General features: G+C 73.7%; 20 protein-coding genes. 9 read left to right on the forward strand and 11 right to left on the reverse strand.

Annotated elements, in window-relative coordinates:
- Positions 1–35: 35 nt before the first annotated feature.
- Entirely contained in the window at positions 36–1,424 is a 1,389-nt protein-coding gene (locus GPA02_RS06050; protein ID WP_156199009.1) for a glycine--tRNA ligase, read from the reverse strand.
- 118 nt (positions 1,425–1,542) lie between these two features.
- Here GPA02_RS06050 and GPA02_RS06055 point away from each other — a divergent pair, with 118 nt between their 5' ends.
- The 5 genes from GPA02_RS06055 (at position 1,543) to GPA02_RS06075 (ending at position 5,166) form a co-directional block, all read left to right on the forward strand.
- Positions 1,543–2,490: a metal ABC transporter substrate-binding protein gene (locus tag GPA02_RS06055; RefSeq protein ID WP_156199010.1), complete on the forward strand. Its 948-nt coding sequence runs from the start codon at positions 1,543–1,545 to the stop codon at positions 2,488–2,490.
- The gene (locus tag GPA02_RS06060) at positions 2,481–3,281 is read left to right on the forward strand and encodes a metal ABC transporter ATP-binding protein (protein ID WP_204986515.1); all 801 of its coding nucleotides are present in this window, start codon (positions 2,481–2,483) and stop codon (positions 3,279–3,281) included. Before GPA02_RS06055 ends, GPA02_RS06060 begins: the two co-directional genes overlap by 10 nt.
- 61 nt (positions 3,282–3,342) lie before the next feature.
- Entirely contained in the window at positions 3,343–4,263 is a 921-nt protein-coding gene (locus GPA02_RS06065) for a metal ABC transporter permease (protein WP_156199011.1), read from the forward strand.
- Positions 4,226–4,624: a Fur family transcriptional regulator gene (locus GPA02_RS06070; protein ID WP_156199012.1), complete on the forward strand. Its 399-nt coding sequence runs from the start codon at positions 4,226–4,228 to the stop codon at positions 4,622–4,624. The genes GPA02_RS06065 and GPA02_RS06070 overlap by 38 nt, the downstream gene beginning before the upstream one ends.
- Entirely contained in the window at positions 4,621–5,166 is a 546-nt protein-coding gene (locus tag GPA02_RS06075) for a DedA family protein (protein ID WP_156199014.1), read from the forward strand. The genes GPA02_RS06070 and GPA02_RS06075 overlap by 4 nt, the downstream gene beginning before the upstream one ends.
- On the opposite strand, the gene GPA02_RS06080 is transcribed toward GPA02_RS06075, so the two are convergent.
- Positions 5,163–5,984 carry an isoprenyl transferase gene (locus GPA02_RS06080; RefSeq protein WP_156199016.1) on the reverse strand — a complete coding sequence of 274 codons (822 nt, stop codon included), beginning with the start codon at positions 5,982–5,984 and terminating at the stop codon, positions 5,163–5,165. The two genes, GPA02_RS06075 and GPA02_RS06080, sit on opposite strands and share 4 nt — an antisense overlap.
- The gene (gene recO, locus GPA02_RS06085; RefSeq protein WP_156199018.1) at positions 5,981–6,712 is read right to left on the reverse strand and encodes a DNA repair protein RecO; all 732 of its coding nucleotides are present in this window, start codon (positions 6,710–6,712) and stop codon (positions 5,981–5,983) included. The genes GPA02_RS06080 and recO overlap by 4 nt, the downstream gene beginning before the upstream one ends.
- Before the next feature lie 48 nt (positions 6,713–6,760).
- On the opposite strand from recO, the gene GPA02_RS06090 reads away from it, so the two are divergent.
- Together GPA02_RS06090 and GPA02_RS06095 are read left to right on the forward strand one after the other, a co-directional pair.
- Entirely contained in the window at positions 6,761–6,964 is a 204-nt protein-coding gene (locus GPA02_RS06090; protein WP_156199020.1) for a hypothetical protein, read from the forward strand.
- 3 nt (positions 6,965–6,967) lie between these two features.
- Positions 6,968–7,675, forward strand: coding sequence for a TetR/AcrR family transcriptional regulator (locus tag GPA02_RS06095; protein ID WP_156199025.1), 708 nt, complete (start codon positions 6,968–6,970; stop codon positions 7,673–7,675).
- Here GPA02_RS06095 and leuA read toward each other — a convergent pair.
- On the reverse strand, positions 7,656–9,404 hold the full coding sequence (gene leuA / locus GPA02_RS06100; RefSeq protein WP_240133916.1) for a 2-isopropylmalate synthase: 1,749 nt from the start codon (positions 9,402–9,404) through the stop codon (positions 7,656–7,658). The two genes, GPA02_RS06095 and leuA, sit on opposite strands and share 20 nt — an antisense overlap.
- Before the next feature lie 273 nt (positions 9,405–9,677).
- Between leuA and GPA02_RS06105 the strand changes: the two genes are divergently transcribed.
- Both GPA02_RS06105 and GPA02_RS06110 read left to right on the forward strand, forming a co-directional pair.
- Positions 9,678–10,100 carry a YciI family protein gene (locus tag GPA02_RS06105; RefSeq protein WP_156199026.1) on the forward strand — a complete coding sequence of 141 codons (423 nt, stop codon included), beginning with the start codon at positions 9,678–9,680 and terminating at the stop codon, positions 10,098–10,100.
- A 31-nt stretch (positions 10,101–10,131) separates the two neighbouring features.
- The gene (locus GPA02_RS06110) at positions 10,132–11,412 is read left to right on the forward strand and encodes an RNA polymerase sigma factor (RefSeq protein ID WP_156199027.1); all 1,281 of its coding nucleotides are present in this window, start codon (positions 10,132–10,134) and stop codon (positions 11,410–11,412) included.
- 9 nt (positions 11,413–11,421) lie between these two features.
- Here the strand turns inward: GPA02_RS06110 and GPA02_RS06115 are convergent, their stop codons facing one another.
- The 7 genes from GPA02_RS06115 to GPA02_RS06145 form a co-directional block, all read right to left on the reverse strand.
- Positions 11,422–11,730, reverse strand: a complete 309-nt coding sequence (locus GPA02_RS06115) for an FHA domain-containing protein (protein WP_156199028.1) — start codon at positions 11,728–11,730, stop codon at positions 11,422–11,424.
- A 51-nt stretch (positions 11,731–11,781) separates the two neighbouring features.
- Positions 11,782–12,891, reverse strand: a complete 1,110-nt coding sequence (locus tag GPA02_RS06120; protein WP_156199029.1) for a hypothetical protein — start codon at positions 12,889–12,891, stop codon at positions 11,782–11,784.
- Positions 12,892–12,971: 80 nt separating this feature from the next.
- Positions 12,972–15,248: a transglutaminase-like domain-containing protein gene (locus GPA02_RS06125; protein ID WP_156199030.1), complete on the reverse strand. Its 2,277-nt coding sequence runs from the start codon at positions 15,246–15,248 to the stop codon at positions 12,972–12,974.
- Entirely contained in the window at positions 15,245–16,525 is a 1,281-nt protein-coding gene (locus GPA02_RS06130) for a DUF58 domain-containing protein (protein ID WP_156199031.1), read from the reverse strand. The genes GPA02_RS06125 and GPA02_RS06130 overlap by 4 nt, the downstream gene beginning before the upstream one ends.
- An 8-nt stretch (positions 16,526–16,533) precedes the next feature.
- Complete coding sequence (locus GPA02_RS06135; RefSeq protein WP_156199032.1) at positions 16,534–17,526, reverse strand: AAA family ATPase; 993 nt, start codon at positions 17,524–17,526, stop codon at positions 16,534–16,536.
- Between the two features lie 19 nt (positions 17,527–17,545).
- Complete coding sequence (locus GPA02_RS06140; protein ID WP_156199033.1) at positions 17,546–23,782, reverse strand: Ig-like domain-containing protein; 6,237 nt, start codon at positions 23,780–23,782, stop codon at positions 17,546–17,548.
- Between the two features lie 105 nt (positions 23,783–23,887).
- Entirely contained in the window at positions 23,888–24,631 is a 744-nt protein-coding gene (locus GPA02_RS06145) for an FHA domain-containing protein (protein WP_156199034.1), read from the reverse strand.
- Between the last annotated feature and the right edge of the window lie 30 nt (positions 24,632–24,661).

A 24,661-nucleotide genomic window follows, 5' to 3' on the forward strand; every position in this document is an offset into this window, starting at 1 on the left:
CTCCCCCGCCCCCTCCTGCTCCGGCGACGGCGCGGTCACGCCCCGGCGAGCCGCTCCGCGAGGTAGCCGCTCACCTTGTCGAGCGACACCCGCTCCTGCGCCATGCTGTCGCGCTCGCGGACCGTCACGGCCTGGTCGTCGACCGACTCGAAGTCGAACGTGAGGCAGAACGGCGTGCCGATCTCGTCCTGGCGGCGGTAGCGGCGGCCGATCGCACCGGCGTCGTCGAAGTCGACGTTCCAGCGCTTGCGCAGCTCCGCGGCGAGGTCCCGCGCCGGCGGCGAGAGCTGCTCGTTGCGCGACAGCGGCAGCACCGCGGCCTTGACCGGCGCCAGCCGCGGGTCGAGGTGCAGCACGGTCCGGGTGTCGGTGCCGCCCTTCGCGTTGGGCACCTCCTCCTCGTCGTAGGCCTCGACGAGGAACGCCATGAGCGAGCGGGTCAGACCGGCCGCGGGCTCGATGACGTAGGGCACCCAGCGCTCGTTCGTCGTCTGGTCGAAGTACGACAGCTCCTTGCCGGAGTGCTGCGCGTGCGTCGACAGGTCGAAGTCGGTGCGATTGGCGATGCCCTCGAGCTCGCCCCACTCCGAGCCGGTGAAGCCGAACCGGTACTCGATGTCGACCGTGCGCTTGGAGTAGTGCGAGAGCTTCTCCTGCGGGTGCTCGTAGTGGCGCAGGTTGTCGCGCGCGATGCCGAGGTCGACGTACCAGTCGGTGCGGGTGTCGATCCAGTACTGGTGCCACTCCTCGTCGGTGCCGGGCTTGACGAAGAACTCCATCTCCATCTGCTCGAACTCGCGCGTGCGGAAGATGAAGTTGCCGGGCGTGATCTCGTTGCGGAACGACTTGCCGATCTGGCCGATGCCGAACGGCGGCTTCTTGCGGGCCGCGCTCATGACGTTGGCGAAGTTCACGAAGATGCCCTGCGCGGTCTCGGGGCGCAGGTAGTGCAGACCGCTCTCGTCCTCGACCGGGCCGAGGTAGGTCTTGAGCATCATGTTGAAGTCACGCGGCTCGGTCCAGCGGCCGACGGTGCCGCACGCGGGGCAGGGCACGCCCGCGAGGCCGCCCTCGGGCGCGCGGCCCTTGCGCTCCTCGAACTCCTCGATCAGCTGGTCCTCGCGGAACCGCTTGTGGCACTGGAGGCACTCGGTGAGCGGGTCGGTGAACGCACCGACGTGACCCGAGGCGACCCACACCTGGCTGGGCAGGATGACCGCGGAGTCGATGCCGACGACGTCGTCACGGCCGCGGACGGTGGCCTGCCACCACTGCCGCTTGATGTTCTCCTTGAGCTCGGTGCCCAGCGGTCCGTAGTCCCAGGCGGACCTGGTACCGCCGTAGATCTCTCCCGACTGGAACACGAAGCCACGGCGCTTGGCGAGGCTGATGACGGAGTCGAGACGAGACGGGGCGTTGGCCACGTGGATCCACCTTTCAGACGGGGTGCCCGACCTGGCTGGCCGGGCGTCCGGCCCAGGCTAGCCCGTCGCGCAGGAGCCGATTTGACAACGGTTCTCAACTGGAATGAGAATCGTTCTCATGCCACGCCACCGCGCGCTCCTGCCCGCCCTCGCGGTCCCCGGTCTCGCGCTCGCGCTCGCCGGCTGCGCGGACGACGGCGGCGGCGGCTCGGGCCCGGAGGTCGCGGTCACCGCCTACCCCATGCAGTTCGTGGCCGAGCGCGTGCTCGGCGACGCCGGCACGGTCACCAGCGTCGCGCCCGCCGGCACCGAGCCGCACGACCTCGAGCTCTCGCCGTCGGCCGTCGCGACGCTCGACGGCGCCGACGCCGTGCTGTACCTCTCGGACTTCCAGACCGCCGTCGACGACGCGCTGGCCGAGGTCGGCAGCGGCCTGGTCGTCGACGCGGCCGACCACGTCGACCTCCTCACGGGCGGCGACGACGAGCACGATCACGACGACGCCGACGGGCACGACGACCACGGTCCCGACGACCACGGGCACGACCACGGCGGCGTCGACCCGCACTTCTGGCTGGACCCGCTCCGCGTGGCCGACCTCGGCGACGCGCTGGCGGTCGAGCTGGGCGAGGCCGAGCCCGAGCTCGCCGCGACGTTCGAGAACAACGCCGCGACCCTGCGCGGCGAGCTCGAGGACCTCGACGAGCGGCTGCGCACCGGCCTCGCCGGGTGCGTCGACCGCACGTTCGTCACCAGCCACGAGGCCTTCGGCTACCTCGCGCACGCCTACGACCTCACGCAGGTCGGCATCAGCGGCATCGACCCCGAGGCCGAGCCCTCCCCCGCCCGCGTCGCGGAGGTGCTCGCCGAGGCGCGCGAGCACGGCGTCACGACGGTGTTCACGCAGCCCGGAGGCCTGACCGCGGGCGCCGACGTCGTCGCCGACGAGCTGGGGCTCACGCTCGCTACGCTCGACCCGATCGAGCTCGCCCCGAGCGACACCGACTACCTCGGCGCCATGGCGGCGAACCTCGCCGCGCTGCGCGAAGGACTCTCGTGCCCCTGACCCCCGACCCGATCGAGCTCGACGGCGTGAGCGTCGCCGTCGGCGGCACGCGGCTGCTCGAGGCCGTCGACCTGCGCGTGCGCAGCGGCGAGGCCGTCGCACTGCTCGGCGCCAACGGCTCGGGCAAGTCGACGCTCGTGCGCGCCGTGCTCGGCCAGGTGCCCGTCGTGGCCGGCGACGCCCGGCTGTTCGGCGTCTCGACCCGGCACGCGGCAGCCCGCGCCCCGTGGCGGCGCGTCGGCTACGTGCCGCAGCGTCTCGGCGCGGTCTCCGGGGTCCCCGCGACCGCGCTGGAGGTCGTCACGACCGGTCTGCTCGGGCGGCGCCGGCTGCGGCTGCGCCGCGCCGACACCGACCGCGCGCACCAGGCGATGGAGCAGGTCGGCGTCGCCGACCTCGCCGACCGCCCGTTCGGCGTGCTCTCCGGCGGCCAGGCGCAGCGGGTGGCGATCGCGCGGGCGCTCGTGCGCGACCCCGACCTGCTGCTGCTCGACGAGCCGCTCGCCGGTGTCGACGTGCTCACCCAGGCGACCTTCGCCCGGCTCCTCGGCGACCTGCACGAGCAGGGCCGCACGATCGTCATGGTGCTCCACGAGCTCGGCCCGTTCGGCGACCTGCTCGACCGCGCGGTCGTGCTCCGTGCCGGCTCGGTCGTGCACGACGGCGCGATCCCCCGGGCCGAGCACCCCGGCACCGCGGGACCCGCGGCGGCGCACCTGCACGAGCACGACCACCTGCACCTCGACCACGTCATGCCGACCGAGCCGGCGACCCAGCGGAGCCTGCCGTGACCGCGCCCTCCACGACCCCGCGCGCGGCACGCCCGGCGCGCCCGACGCGAAGGGGCGACGCATGAGCGGGCTGCTGGAGATGCTGACCGTGCCGCTGTTCCAGCGCGCGCTGCTCGCCGCGCTCGTGGTGGGCGTGAGCGCCCCCGTCGTCGGTACCTTCCTCGTGCAGCGCCGGCTGTCGCTGCTGGGCGACGGCATCGGTCACGTCGCGCTCACCGGCGTCGCGCTGGGCTGGCTCGTGGGCGCCGCGACCGGCGCCGCGCGGGCCGATGCCTACGCGGTCCCCGGCGCGGTCGTCGCCGCGGTGATCGGCGCCGTCGCCATCGAGACGGTCCGGGGCCGTGGCCGCACGAGCGGCGACCTCGCCCTCGCGCTGCTGTTCTACGGCGGCATCGCGGGCGGCGTCGTCGTCATCGGGCTCGCGGGCGGCACCAACGCCAACCTCATGGCCTACCTGTTCGGCTCGCTCGCGACGGTCGGCACCGCCGACCTCGTGGCGATCCTCGTGATGTCGGCGGCGATCCTCACGGTCGGGCTCGGGCTGCGCACCGCGTTGTTCGCCGTCAGCCACGACGAGGAGTTCGCACGCTCCACGGGGCTGCCGGTCGGCGCGCTCAACATCGCCGTCGCGGTCGTCGCGGCGCTGACGGTGACGGTCTCGATGAGGGTCGTGGGGCTGCTGCTGGTGAGCGCGCTGATGATCGTCCCGGTGGCGGCCTCGCAGCTCGTGGCGCGCTCGTTCCGGCAGACCATGCGGCTGGCGATGGTGATCGGCGCGACGGCCTGCGTCGCCGGGCTGGTCGTGACGTTCGTGGTGCCGCTCGCGCCGGGGGCCGTGATCGTCGTGCTCGCGATCGCGATCTACGCTGGTGTGGCGGTTCTGCGGCCGGTGCTCGCGCGCGCCCGGCGCCGTGACGGCGGATCGAGGGAGGTGAGCCGCGGCGATGCAACGCATGACGCGGCAGCGGGCAGCGCTCGCTGAGCTCCTCGACGCGACCCCGGACTTCCGGTCCGCGCAGCAGCTGCACCAGATGCTGGCGGAGTCGGGCAGGCCGGTCGGGCTCGCGACCGTCTACCGCACCCTGCAGGCGATGGCCGAGGCCGGTGACGTCGACGTGCTGCGGATCGAGGACGGCGAGGCGCTCTACCGCCGCTGCGCGCACGGCCACCACCACCACCTGGTCTGCCGCGAGTGCGGCACCGCGGTCGAGCTGACCGGGGACGTCGTCGAGCGCTGGGCCACCCGGATCGCGCAGGAGCACGACTTCGTCGAGGTCGAGCACACCGCCGAGCTCGTCGGCACCTGTCGCGACTGCGCCGCCCGCCGCTACCGGGGTCGGTGACGACGGTGCCCGAGTTCCTCGCCTCGATGCCGTTCTGGCTGGCCTTCGCCGCGCTGTTCTGCGGCGCGATGGCGCGCGGCCAGATGCTCTACTGGGTCGGCAGGATCGCCACCGAGCAGACCTTGCGGCGCACCCACCCGACCGGCGGCTGGCGACTGCGCATGCACACCTGGCTCGCCGACGGCGGCGCCGACCCGGGCGTGCGGGCGCTGCGCCGCTGGGGTCTGGTGATGGTGCCGCTGTGCTACCTCACGGTCGGGTTCCAGTCGATGGTGCAGGCCGGCGCGGGCATCCTGCGCATCGAGACCTGGAAGTACGCCCTCGCCCAGGTGCCGGGCGCGCTGGCCTGGGCGACGATCTACGCGACGATCGGGTTCGCGGCCTGGGAGGCGATCGTGTCCGTAGCCGCCGGCTCGCCGGCGGGCATCGCCGCGATCGTCGCGGTCGTGCTCGTGGTCGTGTGCACGGTGGTGCTCGGCCGACGCAGCCGCCGCCGTGCCGCGGAGGCGCGCGCGGACGCGGCTCCCGAGCGGTCGGTCTAGCGCGACCCCTCGGGCTGCTCGGCCCGCCGGGCCTGCTCGACGGCGTCCACCGCGGCGCCGTAACGACGGTCCCGGCGCGCGTACTCGACCGCGGCGTCCCACAGGTCGCGGCGGTCGACGTCGGGCCAGTGCTTGTCGAGGAAGACCATCTCGGCGTAGGCGGACTGCCAGATGAGGAAGTTCGAGGCGCGCTGCTCGCCGCCGGTGCGCAGGAACAGGTCGACGTCGGGCAGGTCCGGCTCGTCGAGGTGGCGCGCGACCGTGCGCTCGGTGACCCGCTCGGGGTCGAGACGGCCCGCGGCGACCTCGCGCGCGATCGCGCGCGCGGCGTCGGCGATCTCCGCCCGACCGCCGTAGTTGACGCACATCGTGAGCGTGCAGGTCGTGTTGTCGCGGGTGAGGCGCTCGGCCTCCTCGAGCTCGGCGATGACGCTGCGCCACAGCCGCGGTCGGCGACCGGCCCAGCGGACCCGCACGCCCCACTCGTGCATCTGGTCGCGACGCCGACGCAGCACGTCCCGGTTGAATCCCATCAGCCACCGCACCTCGGCGGGCGAGCGCTTCCAGTTCTCGGTCGAGAAGGCGTACGCGCTGATGTGGGTGATGCCGAGCTCGATCGCCCCGGCGACGACGTCGAGCAGCACCGCCTCGCCGGCGGCGTGCCCCTCGGTGCGAGGCAGCCCGCGGGCGTTCGCCCAGCGGCCGTTGCCGTCCATGACGACGGCGACGTGCTTGGGCACCAGGTGCGGCGGCAGCGCCGGCGGGCGTGCCCCCGAGGGGTGCGGCGGCGGCGGTTGCGGCGAGCGCGCGCGGCTCATGCCCGCTCGACCAGCCGCAGCGAGCGGAGCGCACGCTCCAGGTGCCACTGCGTGTACACCGCCACGAGCCCGGAGCTCTCCTTGCGGTGCCGGTCCTCGCTCGCGTCGGCGGTGCGCCAGTCGCCCGTGAGCAGCGCGCCGAGCAGCGTCACCGTCTCCGGCGCGGGCGCCGCCGCCCCGGGCGGGCGGCACCGCGGGCACACCATGCCGCCGTAGGCGGCCGAGAACGCCCTGTGCGGGCCGTCGGCGTCGCAGCGCGCGCAGCTGTCGAAGCTGGGCGCCCAGCCGGCGATGGCGAGCGCGCGCAGCAGGTAGGAGTCGAGCACGAGGCTCGGGGCGTGCCGGTGCTCGGCCAGCGAGCGCAGCGCGCCGATGAGCAGCAGGTACTGCTGGGTGGCCGGCTCGCGCTCGATCTCGGTGAGCCGCTCCGCCGTCTCGACCATCGCGGTCGCGGTCGTGAACGACGCGTAGTCGGCGCAGATCGCGCGGCCGTGCGGGGCGAGCGTGTCGACCTGGGTCACGGTGTCGAGGTTGCGGCCCGCGTACAGCTGCACGTCGACGACGCTGAACGGCTCCAGCCGGGCGCCGAAGCGCGACGACGTGCGCCGCACGCCCTTGGCGACCGCCCGCACCTGGCCGTGCTCGCGCGTGAGCAGCGTGATGATGCGGTCGGCCTCCCCGAGCTTGCGGGTGCGCAGCACGACCGCCTCGTCCCGGTAGAGCCTCACCGGCCCATTGTCCCCCGACCGGGCGTCCGGAGGCGGCAGACGCGCCACGTGACGGCGACCACCCGCACCTGCGGCCCGGGCGAGCCGGTGCTGGCGGAGGTGCGCCTCCACCAGCACCGCCGCCGGGCCGAAGAACTCGACTCGTCGAGGTGGCCGCTCGTGCTGCCGCCTTCGACCATCCCGATCCACACGAGACAGCGCGAAGCGGACCATTTTCTCGACTTCGCGCGCCAGTGTGGGGCGATACGGTGAACCGTGTCAAGAGCCCGCGCCGCGCGCCGCCCACCCACCTCGCGCGAGGACGCGCTGCGCAACCGCACGAACCTGCTCCGCGCCGCCGGCGAGCGGATCGCGCTCCACGGCACCGCGGTGCCGCTCGACGAGATCGCGCGCGCCGCGGGCGTGAGCAGCGGGACCCTGTACCGGAACTTCGCGTCCCGGCACGACCTCGTGCGCGCGCTGTACGACGTGCTGGTCGACCGCTTCGACGCCCTCGTCGCCGAGCTGCTCGTCGCGCCGTCGGGGTGGGACGCGATCGTCGGCTACGTCGACGGCGTCATCGCGATCGCGACGGAGCACCCCGAGCTCGCCCAGGTGTTCACCTACATGCGCCGGGAGGAGCCCGGCTACCGACCGGGTGACCAGTGGGTGGAGCCGGCGGAGCGGGTCGCCGAGCGCGCGCACCGCGAGGGCTCGCTGCGCACCGACGTCACCGCGACCGACCTCACCTACCTGCCTCACCTGCTGGTGCCGATGCTGCGCTGGGTCGAGCCGCAGCGGCACGTGCTGCTCGCCCGGATGCGGGCGCTGCTGCTCGACGCGCTGCGGCCCCTCGACGGGCACGGCGAGCTGCCCGAGCAGCCGCTCAGCGTCGCCGAGCTGCGGGCAGGTGCGTTCGGCGGCACCTCCCGCGCTGAGACGAGCGCGAGCGGCTGCTCGACGGCTAGCGCAGCGCGCGGTTGACGGCGGAGATGATCGCCTTGAGCGAGGCGGTCGTGATCGACGGGTCGATCCCCACGCCCCACAGCACCTCGCCGTTCACCTCGCACTCGACGTAGGCGGCCGCGGCGGCGGACTCCCCGCCCGACAGCGCGTGCTCGGCGTAGTCGAGCACCTGCACCTCGACGCCGGTCTGCGCCATGACGCCGACGAACGCCGCGACGGGGCCGTTGCCGGCCGCCTGCACGGTGCGCTCCTCGCCGCGGTCGCTCAGCGAGACCGTGAGGACGTCCTCGCTGCCGTCGCCCGCCGAGGCGACCTGGGTCGCACCGAGCGCGAACCGGCCCCACGGCTCCAGGCCGTTGTGCTCGGCCGCCGGCAGGTACTCGTCGGCGAAGATCTGCCACAGCTGCTCGGCCGTCATCTCGCCGCCGAAGCGGTCGGTGTGCTTCTGCACGATGCCGGAGAACTCGATCTGCAGCCGGCGCGGCAGGTCGAGGCTGCGGGTGCTCTGCAACAGGTACGCCACGCCGCCCTTGCCGGACTGGCTGTTGACGCGGATGACCGCCTCGTAGGTGCGCCCGACGTCGCCCGGGTCGACCGGCAGGTAGGGCACGTCCCACACGACGGCGGTCTCGTCGCCGCCGGCCTGCGCGACCTGCTCGGCGCGGTGCGCGAACCCCTTCTTGATCGCGTCCTGGTGCGAGCCCGAGAACGCGGTGTAGACCAGGTCGCCGCCGTAGGGGTGGCGCGGGTGGACGTCCATGCGTGTGCAGTGCTCGACCGTGCGCCGCACCCCGTCGATGTCGGAGAAGTCGATGCCCGGGTCGATGCCCTGGCTGTAGAGGTTCATCGCCAGCGTCACCAGGTCGACGTTGCCGGTCCGCTCCCCCTGCCCGAACAGGCAGCCCTCGACGCGGTCGGCGCCCGCCATGACGGCCAGCTCGGCGGCCGCGACCGCGCACCCCCGGTCGTTGTGCGGGTGCACCGACAGCGACACGAACTCCCGGCGCGACAGGTGCCGGCTCATCCACTCGATCTGGTCCGCGTAGACGTTGGGGGTCGCCCGCTCCACCGTGGCCGGCAGGTTGAGGATGATCTCCCGGTCGGCGTCGGGCGACCAGACGTCCATGACGCCCTCGCACACCTCGAGCGCGAACTCGACCTCGGTGTCGGTGAAGATCTCGGGCGAGTACTGGTAGCCGAAGACCGTGTCGGGGTCGAGCACCTTCTCGGCGTAGTCCATGACGTGCCGCGTGCCGTCCGTGGCGAGCTCCTTGGTGGCCTCGCGGTCGTTGCGGAACACCACGCGGCGGAACACCGGGGCGGTCGCGTTGTACATGTGCACGGTCGCGTGGTGGGCGCCGATCAGCGAGTCGATCGTGCGCTCGATGAGGTCGTCACGCGCCTGCGTCAGCACCGAGATCGTGACGTCCTCGGGGATCGCGTCGTCCTCGATGATCGAGCGGACGAAGTCGAAGTCCGTCTGCGACGCGGCCGGGAAGCCGACCTCGATCTCCTTGTAGCCCATGCGGACCAGCAGGTCGAACATGGTGCGCTTGCGCGCCGGGTCCATCGGCTCGATGAGCGACTGGTTGCCGTCGCGCAGGTCGGTCGACAGCCAGCGGGGCGGCGCGGTGATCCGCTTGCTGGGCCAGGTGCGGTCCGGCAGGTCCACGTAGGCGGTGGTCTCGTGGAACGGGCGGTACTTGCCGACCGGCATCCCGAAGGTGGTGTGGGTCGTGGTGGTCATGCTGCTCGTGGTCCCTCTCGTCGTCTCCGGTGGCCGGGCACCAGATCACTCCGCGACGAGGGAGCCGGCCTCAGTGGGCCTCGCCGCGGCGACGAAGGAGGAGCAGCGCCGTCCGCACGTCGGGAAGTGTATCTCACGCCCGGGTCCGGCCGGGTAGAGCCGTCCTCGAGGTCCGCGCCACGATCGTCTCGCGGGTCGTGTCGATCCGGCCGTGCGCCGTTCGACCTGTGCGTGAGAGGGTCCGACGGGGACCCCGGGACGAGGAGAACCACGATGAAGTACATGCTGATCATGCGCACCACCGACGACGCTGCGCAGGAGAGCTTCGAGAACATCGATCTCGACGAGATCGTCGAGGCGATGGGCCGGTTCAACGCCGAGATGATCGACGCGGGCGTGCTCGTCGCGGCGGAGGGTCTCGACGACGCCGAGCAGGGCGTCGTCGTCGACTACTCCGCGGAGACGCCGGTCGTGACCGACGGCCCGTACGGCGAGACCAAGGAGCTGTTCGGCGGCTTCTGGATCCTCGACGTCGCATCGATCGAGGAGGCGACCGAGTGGGCGAGGCGGATCCCGATGGCCGGGCCCGGCATGAAGACCGAGATCCGCCGCGTCACGAGCATCGACGAGCTCCCGCAGGACAACGAGTGGGTCCAGCGCGAGCGCGCGTGGCGCGAGGCCACGGGTCAGCTCTGAGCCCCGGCGCGCTGCGGAGGGCGTCGAGGTCGTGACCGAGAACCCGGGCCGCCGAGCCGTCGAGGCGGTGTGGCGGATCGAGTCCGCCCGCATCGTCGGCGCGCTCGCGCGCCTGACGGGCGACCTCCCGACGGCGGAGGACCTGGCGCAGGAGGCGCTCGCCGAGGCGCTGGTCACCTGGCCGCGCGACGGCGTCCCGCGGCAGCCGGCCGGGTGGCTGCTGACCGTGGGGCGCCGTCGCGCGATCGACCTGTTCCGTCGGCGGTCGGCACGCGACGAGCGCTACGCCGCCCTCGCGCGGCACCTCGACGAGGGCGGCACCTCGGCCGGTCTGGGCCGGGAGACCTCCGACGACGGCGCGCTGCCGTGGGACCCCGACCGCATCGACGACGACGTGCTGGCGCTGCTGTTCACCGCCGCGCACCCGGTGCTGTCGCGGGAGGCGCACGTGGCGCTGACGCTCCGGGTGGTCAGCGGTCTGAGCAGCGACGAGATCGCGCGCGCGTTCCTCGTGCCGACCGCCACGGTGCAGGCGCGGATCACGCGTGCGAAGAAGACCCTGGGTGCGGCGCGGGTGCCGTTCGAGGTGCCGCCGCGCCAAGAGTGGCCGCAACGCCTCGGGGCGGTGCTGAGCGTCGTCTACCTCGTCTTCACCGAGGGCGCCCACGCGACGTCGGGACGCGCACCGGTGCGGGTCGACCTCGCCTACGAGGCGCTCCGGCTGGGCCGGGTGCTGAGCCGGCTGCTGCCCGAGGAGGCCGAGGTGCACGGCCTGCTGGCGCTCATGGAGCTCACCGCGGCCCGGTTCCCGGCCCGCGAGGGCCCCGACGGCGTCCCCGTGCTGCTCGAGGACCAGGACCGCACCCGGTGGGACCGCTCGGCGATCCGCCGCGGCCGGGCCGCCCTGGCGACCGCCGGACGGACCGGTCGGGGGCTGGGGCCCTACGGCGTGCAGGCGGCGCTCGCGGAGTGCCACGCCGCCGCGCGGTCGGTCGACGAGACCGACTGGGCGCGCGTCGTGCTGCTCTACGACGTGCTCGCCCGGCTCGCGCCGTCACCGGTCGTCGCGCTCAACAGGGCGGTCGCCGTCGCGATGGCCGAGGGACCCGCGGCCGGGCTGGCGGAGGTCGACGCGCTCGCCGACGACCCGGTGCTCGCACGCGGCCACCAGCTGCCCGCCGTCCGCGGCGAGATCCTCACCCGCCTCGGCCGGCACGACGACGCCCGCGCCGCGCTCGAGACCGCGCTGCAGCGGTGCACCAGCGAGCCGGAGCGGGTGCTGCTCGAGCGCAAGCTCGCTGCGCTCGGCTGAGCGCGCGGCTCAGTCCGCGGCGCGGACCCGCACGAGGTAGCTGCCCAGCAGCACCTCGGAGTCGATCTCGACCGGCTCCTCCGCCCACGGCCGCAGCGTGCGCCGGTAGCCGGTGCCGTCGACGACGGTGGTGCCGTTGGTCGAGGCGCGGTCGGTCACGTGGACGCTGTCCTCGGTGACGCGGAACGCCGCGTGCGTCTTGGAGACGGTCGGGTGCTGCACAGGCACGACCAGGACCACCTCCTCCGGCCGCGGCTGCGGCGACCGGCCCACGAGGCTGACGGCGCCGACCTCGAGCTCCCTGCCGTCGTCGAGCACGACGGCGACCCGGCGGCGAGTCCTGCCCGACCGGGTCGTGTCGCTGCCCGCCTACACGGTCTCGCCGATCTCGTCCAGGCCGAGGTCGTCGAGGCCGAGAGGGTCCGCTCGCCCGGGAAGGGGACGTGCGGCGGCGGACGCCGGTGCCACCTGGGCGTGCGCGTCCGGTGCCGGCGGCCCGCCCGTCGGCGCCGGCTGCTGCCAGGGCTGCGGCGGCAGGCCCGTCCTCGGCTGCGGCGGCGCGGGCTGCTGCCACGGCGGCGGGGACGGCTCGGACGCCGCCGGTGGCGGCGGAGGCTGCTGCTGCCACGGCGAGGACGCCGGCTGGTGGGCGGAGGCGGCTGGCACAGGCGACCCGGGCGCGGCCTGCCAGGCCGCGGTGGCGGGCGGGCCGGTGGGATGCTGCTGCGGAGCCGGCTGCGGCGCCTGGGAAGCCTGCTCCCACCCTGCCGCAGGAGGCGGCTGCCACGCCTGTGGTGCGCCGACGGGCGGCTGGGCAGCCGCGACGTCCTCCGGCCGCGGCGCCGGTGCGAACGCCTCCTGGTCGGTCTGCGGGGCGGCGCGCCCGAGCAGCGTCCGCACCAGCCACCAGCCGCGCACCGCGAGCGCGCTGGCGACGAGCAGCACGACACCGGCGAGCCCGAGCCCGACCCAGGCGGCCGTCGTCCCCGTCGTGGCGGCGACGGCCAGCGCGGCGGCTCCGGAGACCACCCCGAGGGCGGCGAGCACCAGCCGCACGACACCGGGCGCCTGGCCCAGCACCTCCACGCCGCGGACCGGGACCTCCGGCGCGACGGCGTACCACCGCCGCAGCCCGCCGAGCAGCCGGCTGCCGCCGACGACGGTGCGCCGGCCGAGCACGACCGCGACGACGAGCGCCACGGCGGCACCGACCAGCGCGACGACACCCATGGTGGTGGCGTCGTCCTCGAGCCGGCCGAGCCCGAACCACAGCGCGACGCCGGCGAGCGCACCGAGCCCGGCCGCCGCCGCTCCCACCGCGCTGCGCGCGGTGCCGGCATGGCTCGCGACGAGCACCGGGATCGCGAGCGGCCTGGCGTTGCGGCCACCGCTGCGAGGCGCGGTGTCCTCGAGGTAGCGGGCGGCGTCGGCGAGCAGTGCGTCGGTCCGGGAGCTCCCGGCGGTCGCGGCGGCACGCATGGGACCCATTGTGGTGCACGCGCCGGCCCCGTCCGGCGCGACCGGGGACCCGGCTCACGCAGTCGTGGGCCGGACCCGCCTCACCTCGAGCGCAACGACCTCAGGGTGAAGCGCGCGCGGAGCCGTCGACGCCACGACACCCCGCGGCCGGCCTGGCGCACGGCCGTGGCGACGTCGGCCCAGTAGGCGTCCACCTCGGCCTGCGACGGCGGCTCGGGCGCGAACACACCCGCGTCGGCGCGGCGCGCCAGCAGCGTCGTGCCGGCGCCGGTCAGCTCGCCGTCGAAGGTGGTGGCGGCCTCCCGCCTGGTCGCTCCGGTGCCGGCGACGACCCCGAGGTCGAGCACGCGGTCCGAGAGCTCCGCCCAGCCCCCGGCGATCCTGGTCTCGGGGGGCCCGGTCGACCGTCGGCGCCGCCAGCGGCGCGCCTTGAGCAGCGCGATCACCAGGAACGGCGACAGCAGCACCAGCAGCGGCACACCGACGACCGCGACCCAGAACAGGATCCGCTCCGCGGTCGTGTCCTCCTCGGGCTGCTCCTGCTCCGACGGCGCCTCCCCGCGGTCGAGCGGCGGCACGACCGGCGGCTCCTGCGGCGGCTCCGGTGGCTGCAGCACCTGCGGCTCCGGCCGGTCCTGCGGGTCGGGGTTCTGGACCTGTGGGACCTGGTCCTCCTCCGGCGTCGGGAAGAACGGCAACCAGCCGTGCCCTTCGAACGGGACCTCGACCCACGCGGTGACGTCGGAGCCCGTCACCGCCAGCGCGCCGTCCGCACCCGTCGTCGCCTCGGAGACGTCGAAGCCCATGACCACCCGCGCCGGCAGCCCCAGCGCCCGGACCATGAGGGCCATCGCGGCCGCGTACTGCTCGGCGTCGCCGGTCATCTGGTCGCTGTCGAGCATCGTGATCAGCCGGGCGGCGCCGTGGCCCGGGCGGGACGGGGCCTCGCCCTCCAGGCCGTGCGAGAAGTACCCGTAGCTCGACAGCGCGGTCGCGATCATGCTGACCCGCTCGTAGTCGCCGGTGGCGCCCTGGGTGTACTCCGAGGCGAGCGACGCCACGACGTCGGGGACCCCGGTGACCTCGGGCATCTGCAGGCGCGACGCCGTCAGCTGCAGCATCGACTCCGACGGCGCCGCGTCGTCGTCGACGACGTCCGGCTCGGGGCTGGCCACGAGCGTGTAGGCGTCGCCGCCGCGCAGCCGGGCGGCCACCAGGCCGGTGTCGGACGTGCGGTTGAAGTAGAAGGACTCGAGCAGCCGGTCGGCGCGGCTGCCACCGAAGTCGACGTCCTCGGTCGAGCCGATCGTCGGCAGCCACACCCCGCTGTAGTCCTCGACCTGCACGCGCACCCTGGCGGCGTCCTCCGACAGCTGCGGCACGAGGCGCTCGCCCGGTCGTGTGAACGTGCCGCTGCCGGCGGTCGCGGCCGTGATGCCCCAGACGTGCCCGTCGTAGCTGTCCATCGTGGCGAGCCGGACGCGCTCGGTGCCCCCGGGCAGCCCGGCGACCGTGAGCAGGGTGGAGTCGGCGAGCGAGTCGACGTAGCGGCGGAAGCTCGCGAGCGGGCTGGTGTAGTCGTGCGGGTCGGGCGGCGGGTCGATGAGGTCGCGCAGCACCAGCCGCGGGGTGTCGGGCGTCGCGACGAGCGAGGTCGCCGTGCCGCCGATCGCCACGAGCCCCAGGACGAGCGGCACCGCGATCACCCGGTGCGCCTCGAGCCGTTGGGCCCGCCACGCCACCCAGGTCACCGTGATCGCGACCGCGGCCACGCCGAGGACACCGGGCGCCACCGGCAGCCGCGTCCCGAACAGGATCGCGACGACCAGCACGACCGCGGGGACCAGCAGGCTGAGCGACCACCGCGTGGCGCGCAGCGAGATCGTCACCGCGACCAGCGTCCCGAAGAACGCCAGCAGGTACGGCAGCAGCAGCAGCACGCCGCTGGTGCCGAGCGGCGGCGCGATCGTCAGCACCTGCTTCCAGACCGTGACGACCCCTCGGCCCATGAGCCGCCAGGTGGTGACGGTCGGAAGCACGCCGCCGATCGCGGTCGACGGCGCGGCGAGCGCCCCGCACAGGAAGAACGTCGGCAGCGCGACGGCGAGCACCGTCAGGGTCGGCCACCGCCGCTGCGCGCCGAGGGTCGCGATCGCGGTGCCCAGCAGCGCGCCGCCGGCGACCGTCAGCCACATGACCGGTGTCAGGTAGACCTCGTGCAGCGGCGCCAGCGCCATGAGGACGAGCGCGACGGGCACCGCGATCGCGAGCACCCGCTCGGTCGTGAACCAGCCGAGCAGCCCGGCGCTCTGCTCGCGCAGCGCGCGGCGGCTCGGCGCGACCCCGGCGGCCGTCACCGCTCCACCTTCCGGAACCCGCGCGGCAGCTCCTCCAGGGTCGGCAGCGTGAGGACGCTGACGTTGCCCAGCCGGCTCGCGGCGAGCGTCGCGTCCTCGGCGAGCGAGGCCTGCACCGCCAGCGCGCGGACGCCGGCGGGCAGCACGGCACCGGCGGCGCGGATCTGGTGCGGCGACACGGCGGAGCCGAAGGCGAGCACGACGACGGTGGCCCGCTGCACGTCGCGCGTGATCGTGCGGGCGAGGTCGACGATCGTGGTCGGGGTGCGGGACGCCTCGATCCGGGTGAGCCCGTCGAGCAGCTGCCGCCGGGTGCGGTGCTGCAGCACCTCCTCGCTCGTCATCGCGGTGAGGTCGGACTCGCTGCTGAGCGCGTGCAGCCCCAGGGAGCCGACGGCGCTGATCGCCAGCTCCATCTCGTCCGGGTGGGCGTAGTCGCGCTCCTGCACCGACAGCGCGAGGACGAGGTGCGAGCGGCGGGTCTCCTCGAACTGCCGCACCATGAGCGTGCCGGTGCGCGCAGAGCTGCGCCAGTGCACGTAGCGACGGTCGTCGCCGGGCACGTACTCGCGCAGCGCGTGGAACGACAGGTCCGCGTTCGTGATCTCCCGGGTCTCGCGACCCTCGAGGTCGTGCAGGAACCCGGCCGCCGAGCCGCCGATCGTGATCGTGCGCGGGTGCACGTAGAGGTCCTCGGGCTCGGTCCACAGCACGGCGCGCCGGATCAGGCCGAGCGGGTCGCCGCGCACCGAGGAGACCGGACCCACCGTGATGACGCCGCGACGCTCGGTGGGGATCGCGAACAGCTCGTCGTGCTCGGCGCCGGCGCCCAGCGTCGGCAGCGCGAAGGACGCGCGCGCCGGGCCGACCGGCAGCTCGATGCGTGCGGGCAGCACCCGCCGGTGGCTGACGTTGGTCACCTCGATCGCGCCCATCGCCCGCTCGCCCACGACGACACGCCCCTCGCGCAGCCGCAGCCGCACCCGGTAGGGGTGGCGGCCCACCGCGAACGCGATCGCACCGACGACGAGGGTGAGCAGCCCACCGGCGACGACGATCGGCTCCAGCCAGCCGAAGCGCTGGCCCACGACCAGCGCGAGCACGCCCGTGCCCAGCACGACCCAGCCGGCGCGGCTGACCCAGCCGAGCACCGTCGTCGACCGCTTGACGCCCTCGACCAGACCCGTGACGACGCGCGACACCGACCGGGTGCCGGTGGCCCCCGGGATCGTCGACGGCGCGGAGGTCGTCGCGGTGGGCGTGCTCGGGGTGGTCATCGTCGCGCTCAGGCCTCCGAGCGCTGCGCGGGCGGGGGGATCTCGCCGAGGATGCGCTGCACGGACGCCATCGTGGTGCCGCCCTCGAACTCGGCCTCGGCGTCGAGCACCATGCGGTGCGCGAGCACGGGCTCGGCGAGCTCCTTGACGTCGTCCGGGATGACGTAGTGGCGGCCCTTGGACGCCGCCCACGTCTTCGCCGCGCGCACGAGCGCGAGCGCGCCGCGCACGCTGACGCCGAGCGCGATCTCCGGCGCCATGCGGGTCGCCTCGGCGATGTGGGTGACGTACTCGAGCACGGCGCCGTCGACGTAGACGTGCGAGGCCAGGTCGGCCATCGCGGTGACGTCCTGGGCGCCGATGACCGGCTGCAGCACCGAGGTGCGGTCGCGCAGGGCGGCGCCCGCGAGGATCTCGATCGTCGCCCGCTGGTCGGGGTAGCCGAGCGAGGTCCGCATGAGGAAGCGGTCGAGCTGCGCCTCGGGCAGCCGGTAGGTGCCCGCCTGCTCGACCGGGTTCTGGGTCGCGAGCACGATGAACGGGCTCGGCACGACGCGCGGCACGCCGTCGACCGTGACGCGCCCCTCCTCCATGACCTCCAGCAGCGCCGACTGCGTCTTCGGCGAGGCGCGGTTGATCTCGTCGGCGAGCACGACCGAGGCGAAGATCGGGCCCTCGTGGAACTCGAACTCGCGCTTCTCCTGGTCGAAGATCGTCACGCCCGTGACGTCGGAGGGCAGCAGGTCAGGCGTGAACTGGATGCGTGAGTGGCTCGCGTGCACCGACGCGGCCAGCGCCCGCGCGAGCGAGGTCTTGCCGGTGCCCGGGAAGTCCTCGAGCAGCAGATGGCCGCGCGAGAACAGGCACGTGAGCGCGAGCCGGACGACGTGCTCCTTGCCGAGCACGGCCTGCTCCACGTTGGCCACGAGGCGGCCGAAGGCGTCGGCGAACTGCTGCGCCTGCAGCGCCGTCGTGGTCGTGGTGCCGTTGGTGATCGTCATCTGCCGTCCGTCTCCTCGCCTACCAGTTGCCCGTGCCCGTGAACGTGCCCGGCGAGCCGCTGAGGCGCCACGTCACGGTGCCGTTGCACGTCCGGCCGTAGTGCGCCGTCGAGGTCCAGGATCCCGTACCTCCGAGCGACACCGTGTACGTCCGGCTGTGGTCGCAGTTCGTGCTGTTCGTCGTGAACCTCGCGGTGTAGGTACCGCTGGGCAGGTTCTCGTAGGTCAGGACCACCATCTGGCAGTTGTTGCTGCCGCCGGAGTCGCAGTTGACCACGGCCCCGCGCGCGACGCCGATCCTCACCGGTGGCGTCGGGTCCGCCTCCGCGCGCTGGTTGCGGACGTTCGACCACGGGCTCCACTGGCCGTGCTCGTTCTGCACGCGCAGCTGGAAGGTGTGGTTCTGCTCCCAGTCGCCGGAGACGCTGGTCTGGCCGGTCCGGTTGGCGTTCTGCGCCGACCCGTTGTCGACACGGATCTGCGCGCCCGTGATCGCGGCGCCGTTGCTCGACGCCGGGTAGTTCCAGCTGAACGCGACGGTCCGCCCGTTCGCCGAGGAAGAGATGCTGCCCGACGCCGGCGGCTGGGCGGGAGCCGCGTACGGGCTGGCCGCGTTCGAGGACGCGCTCCACGCTCCGCAGTAGGTGTTGCACGCGCGGACCTGGACCGTGTAGCTCTGGCCGTTGCTGAGCCCGCTGATGGTGGCGGGGCTGCCACCGAGGGTGCCGCTGCCGCCCGTGCTCAGGCGGTACTCGTAGCGCTGGATCGCCTGGCCGTTGTCGTTGGGCGCGGAGTAGGTGACGCGGAGCGTTCCGCTGCCCGTGTCGTTGTTCGCGACCAGGCTCGGCCTCGGAGGCTGACCTGGCGCGCCGAACGAGCGCACCTCGGACGAGCGCGGCGAGGCGTCGGACGACCCGGACCGGTTCTCGGCGACGACGCTCACGCTGTAGTCGTAGCCGTTCTCGACGTCGAACAGCCGGCGCAGCGTGCCGCCCGGCACGTCGACCGTGCGGTAGGCGGAGCCGTTGCGGTACAGCGTCACGTGGTACACGTCGATGCTGTCGCCGTTGGCGTCCGGCGCGGTCCAGCTCGCCTCCACCTGGCCGCCGGCCGGGTTGTCGATGCGGACCATCGTCGGCGCCGCCGGCTGCGCGGGCGGGCCCGAGGGGTACTCCGCGCGCGACCAGTCGCCCCACGCGCCCGGGTCGGGCGCGTCGTTGACCGCGCGCACGCGGAACCGGTAGGAGTCGCCGTTCACCAGCCCCTGCCACACATAGCTGGTGACGTTGCCGTCGAGCCGCACCTGGGTGGTGCCGCCTGGCGGCATCGGCGAGATCTGCACGTCGTAGGCGACGATGTCCGACCCGTTGTTGACCGGCTCGCGCCAGGTGAGCGAGAGCTCCTGGTCGCCGAACTGCACCGACGGCGCCGCGACCGGCCCGGGCGCCACGTCCGGCCGGGCCTCGGCCGAGGGTGCGCTCGGGTCGGACGACCCGACGGCGTTCGTCGCCACCACCGTGAACGTGTAGGTGACGTCGTTGGTCAGCCCGCCCACCCGGCACGTGGTCGTCGCGCAGGTGACGGTCGGCCCGCCGCTCGCGGTCACCTCGTAGCCGGTGATCGGCGACCCGTTGTCGTTGGGCGGCGTGATGTCGACGACGACCTCGGAGTCGCCGACCGAACCGATCGCGGGGCGCGCGGGCGTGTCCGGGGCGCCGAGCACGGTCGCGGTGATGCGCGCGTCCTGTCGGCGCTCGGGCTCACCGGTCGCGTCCTCGACGGTGTAGACGACGACGAACCGACCGACGTAGTCGGCGCCCGGCGTCACCACCACCTGGTCGCCGGAGACCGACGCCGACCCGGACCCGGTCTCGACGAACGCGTCGACGACCGTGCGCGGCTCGCCGTCGAACGGGTTGGTGTCGTTGCTCAGCACGTCGACCGTGACCGGCTGCCCCTGCGGCACCTCGCCCAGGTCGTCGTCGTTGGCCACCAGCAGCGGCGCGGAGCTCCCGGTCGCCGTGAGGGTGACGACGCCCTCGACCGGGTCGTTGACGCCGTCGCTCACGAGCACGGGCAGGTCGACCGTCGTGCCGCGGGGGGTGTCGAGGTCGGCCGAGGCCGTGAGGATCGCGCCGTTCTCGAGGGTCGCGCTGAAGCCGTCGGGCACCTCGCCCAGCGACAGCTCGAGGTCGGAGACCTGGGTGTCCGGGTCGTCGGCGAGGCGCCGGATGTCCAGGCTGACGGGGTCGCCGCCCGCCTCCAGCTCCATCGAGCCGTTGCGGAACGTCGGCGGCTGGTCGTCGGTCGCGATCACGCGGATCGGGATCGTCAGCACCGAGGAGATGACGTCGGCGGCGTTGATGTCGGCGAAGTCGGTGACCTCGAACGTGATCGACGCCGGACCGGCGTAGTCGGGCGCCGACACGAACCGCAGCGTCGTGGCGTCGACGACGTACGGGCCGCCGTCGCTGTTGGTCGCCGTCACGCCGTCGTTGTCGAACAGCCGGATCGGGCGGCCGGTCAGCGACACCACGTGCTCGGTGAGGTCGATGACCAGCTCCTCGTTGGAGTTCACCTCCAGCTCGGCGTCGGTCGTCAGCACCGGCCCGGTGTCCTCGGTGCCGGGCACCTCCACGAACGCGTACGTCGACTCGCCGTCGGGATCGGTCACCTGGTAGGTGACGACCTGCCGGGTCGGGGCGACCGGGATCCGCAGCCGGCCGTCGTCGAGCAGCTCGACGTCGGACTCGACCGGCAGCGACACCACGAGGTCGTCGTTGCTGCCGTCGGGGTCGTAGTCGTTGTCGAGCACGTCGACGTCGACGGTCGTCGCGTCGAGCAGCTCGATCGCGGGCACCAGGTCGTCGACCGCCACCGGCGGCACGAACGGCGCGTCGGCGTCGACCCGCACCGTCAGCGACCCCACGTCCTGGCCGCCGTGGCCGTCGTCGGCCTTGTAGAGGACCGTGTACTCGCCCTCCTCGCTCGGCGAGGTGAACGTGAGCATGCCGTCCTCGACCGCGACCTCGAGACCGCCGTCGTCGACGACCGCGGGGTCGCCGAAGCCGAGCTGGTCGCCGTCGGGGTCGGTGTCGTTGATCAGCACGTCGACCTGGATCTGCCGGTCCGGGCGCACGTGCACGAGGTCGGCGGCCGCGACCGGGCTGCGGTTGGTCGACGGCGGCGGGATGACGCCGATCGTCACGGTCGCGGTGCCGATCGCGCCCAGTCGGTCGCGGACCGCCAGCTCGAACGAGTCGGTGCCGCCCTCGGCGGTGTTGTACGCGACGTAGTCGATGTAGCCCGACTGCACGTCGACGATGCGGCCGCGCTCGGGCGAGGTGAGAGGGCCGACCAGCTGCACCGAGTCGCCGTCGGGGTCGATGCCGTAGATGTCGACCGGGATCCGGATCCGCTCGCCCGCGAACGCGCGCACCTCGATGTCGGCCGGCTGCGGCGGCGCGTTGACCTCGTCGCCGCGCGCCTCGACGTAGACGGTCAGCACCGCCGAGTGCGACTGGCCGTTGGTGTCGGTGATCGTGTAGGTGATCCTGTGCGTGCCCGGCTCGTCGGGGGCGGCGTAGCGCACGAGGTCCTGGCTCACGAACGCCAGCCCCGGGGTGCCCTCGGCGGGCTCGATCCCGCTCACGTGGATCTCGAGGCCGTTGGGGTGGGTGTCGTTGCGCAGCACCGGCACCGTCACGTGGTCGCCGACGCGCACCGAGGCTGAGTCGGGGTTGGCGACCGGCGGGAGCGTCTCGGCCTGCCCGTTCAGCGGCACGACGTCGACCTCGCCGTCGGCGGACCGGGTGCCGTTGGAGACCGTGTAGCCGATCGTCACCGGGCTCGTGAGGGTCCGCTCGGAGGTGATGCGCAGCACGCGGTGGTCGAGGATCGCGACCTGCAGCCCGTAGCCGTCGGGCACGTCGATCGACTGCACGGCCAGCACGCCGCCACCCGGGTCGGTGTCGTTGGCGATCGCGTCGACGGCGACCGAGCCACCCGGCGGCAGCAGCGCGGTGTCGCTCACCGCCACCGGGGCAGCGTCGGCGTCGGGTGCCCCGACGTCGACGCGCACCAGACCCTCGGCGCTGAGGCCGTCGTCGTCGGTCACGACATAGGTGAGGTAGTAGCTGCCGGCCGTGCCCGCGCGGAACGTGAAGGTGCCCGCGTCGGTGTCGGTGCGCACGTCGCCGCCGTTGGTGGGCGTGACGATCGCGAGCTGGAGGGGCTTGCCGTTGGGGTCGACGTCGTTGACGAGCGGCTCGACGACGACGTCCTCCCCCACGAACCCGGTGGCGAAGTCGAACACCGCCTGCGGCGGCACGGCGCTGTCGGGCAGCACCTCGACGTCGAGCGTGATCGGCACCGCCTCGCCGCCGCGGCCGTCGGTGACCTGCACGACGACCTGCTTGCGACCGGTCGTGACGCCGAGGTCCTCGACGGTCACGAGGCCGTCGGGGCGCACGCTCACGCGCAGCGTGTCGTCGGCCTGCCCGGACACCAGGTACACCGGGTCGCCGTCGGGGTCGCGGACGTCGTTGAGGATGTTGACCTCGACGGCCTGCCCGGCGACCACGGTCGCCTCGATCGGCTTGAGCTGCTCGGGGGCCGCGTTCTGCCCCTCGCCGTGGACGGCGATCGTGATCGAGGCGGTGTCCTCGCCGCCGCGGCCGTCGGTGACGGCGTACTCGATCACCGTCTGCCCCGAGGCGTCCGCCGCGAGCCTGATCTGGAGGGCACGACCGCCCAGGATCGGTTCGACGACCCCGAACGACTCCGGCGGCTGCTGGAACGACGCGACCGTGAGGAGGTCCCCGTCGGGGTCCTTGTCGTTGACGAGCACCGGGAGCACGACGGTGCGGCCGGGTCGGCCCGCGAGGTCGTCGGGCTCGGCGACCGGGTCGCGGTTCTCGGCCTCGCGGTCCAGCGGGACCTCGTCGGTCTCCTGCTCCGAGGGGTCCTCGGTCTCCTCGTCCTCGGCGTCGGAGGAGATCACGTCCTCCCAGTTCTCGACGAGGAAGAGGCGGTCCTCGAGCATCCAGACGTCGCCGCTGCGCAGGTCGTTGAGGACGACGAGGTCGCGGTTGACCCGGAACACCAGCTCCGCGCCGACCGCGGCCTGGGGCACCTGCTGCTCCTCGGCCTCGGCGTCGCCGCACACCCGCAGGTAGCTCGGCACGTCACCGGCCCACGCGCTGTGCACGCAGCCCCTGACCTGCACCGGCTGCGCGGGCGGCCCCGGCTGCTGGGTCGGCACGACACGCGGCTCGCCGCCCTGCAGCGGCACGAGGACCAGGGCGTCGGTGGTCGCGACCGCGACGACGTCGCCGTCCGCCGCGGATGCCTGCAGCCGCGCCGAGCCGATGTCGGCACCGAGCCCGGAGAGGTCGACCGGGTCGTGGTCGGGCCGGTGCAGCGTCAGCGTGCCGTCCTGCGGCTCGTGGGCGAGCACCACGGCCTCGTCCCCGACCGCCGTGATCTGGATCTGGGAGGTCGTGAGGTCGACGTCGTCCGGCAGCACCGTGACCTCGGGCGGCACCTCGGTGCTCTCCGGCTCCGGGGTCTCGTCGGTCGTAGCGGCGTCGGAGGGCTCGCCGTCGTCGGCGTCCTCCTCGGCGCTGCCGTCGTCCCCGCCGGCCTGCTCGCTCGGCGCGTTCGCCGCGGCCTGCCACGCCTCGGGGGTGTAGCGGACGATCTCGTTGTCGACCACGTCGACGAGGTGGACGGTGCCGTCGTCGCCCATCGCCATGTGCACGCCCTCGCCGAGGGTCGCGGTCGGCTCGACCGTCGCGTCCTCGACGACGCTCAGCCCGGTCGGGTGGGTGACCCACAGCCGCCCGTCGGCCGGGTCGAGGACGGCGACCGCGCCGTCGCCGAGACCGACCTGGGCGTCGGCCGGGATCGCCACCGACGACCCGGAGAACTGCACGTTGACGGTGTCGATGCGTCGCAGCAGCCCTGCGCTGCGGTCGAGCAGCAGCAGGTCGTCGGCGCGCTGCAGCAGGTCGATGTCGGCGGTCTCGGCCGCGAGCGTGGCGTCGATCTCCCGCACCGGGTGGTTGAGCCGGCCGACGAGCACGCTGCTCTCGTTGGAGACCCAGACGCCGCCGTCGTTGAGGTCGACGTCGGCGGTCGCGACCCCGCGGTACGTCAGCGAGAGGGCGACGATCGTGCCGACGACGAGCGCGACGACGAGACCGCTGGCCACACGCCTGCGGTCGCGCAGCCAGCGCGCTCTCCTCGACGGCATGCGCTCACTCCCCCATCACGAACGGCTGTCGGACCCCTGGACGGACGCCACGGGCGGTCCGGCGGTCGATCCTACAGAGGCAGGTTCGGCCCACCGATGGGCAGATCAGTCCACCTTCTCCATGGCTGCCTCGGCCGCCTCGGCCGCCGCAGCGGCCGCGACCTCCTCGGCGTTCTTCTCGAGCAGCTCCAGGTCGGCCGCGACGACCAGGCGGGAGGCGACGCTGTGCTCGACGAGGCGCGCGCGCCGGTTGACCGCGAGCTGCTGCTGCCCGCCGCGCAGGCCGCGCACGCCGTGCCGGCTGAGCTTCTCGCAGACGTTGTCCAGCTTGCGGTTGAAGCGCGTGATGCTCCAGCCCAGCCGCTTGGCCGCATCGGCCGACGTCGGGATCGAGGCGGTGCTCCCCCGGCCGCGCAGCACGGGCTCCGCGAGCGCCAGGATGAGGAGCTTCTGGGAGTCGGTGAAGGTCACCGGACCGATCGTGGTCTCGCCGACCTGGGTGCGCTCGGTCACCGACGAGGTGAAGGTGGGCTCGTCGCCGACGATGCCGAGCTCGTACGTGGTGGGGCCGGCGGTGAACAGCACGGTCGTGTGCGCGAACACCAGCGGCAGCCGGGCGCCCGGCGCGAGCCAGGCCTGCACGTTGCCCTCGCCGTCGGAGACCGTGGCGCTCAGGCGCGAGCCGACGTTCTCGAGCCACCACAGGCCGTCGTGGTGGTTGATCGTGAGGAACCGGCGGTGGAGGTAGGGGTTGTCGTCGACCTCGAGGTCGCCCTCACGCCCGATCTGGAAGGGCGTCGAGGGGTCGAGGTCGTACCACTCGCCGCAGAACTCCACCTGCAGACCCATCCATCAACCCCCTCTGGGACGACCACCCGG

The organism is Actinotalea caeni (assembly GCF_009733795.1).
In the GTDB taxonomy this organism is placed as follows: domain Bacteria; phylum Actinomycetota; class Actinomycetes; order Actinomycetales; family Beutenbergiaceae; genus Pseudactinotalea; species Pseudactinotalea caeni.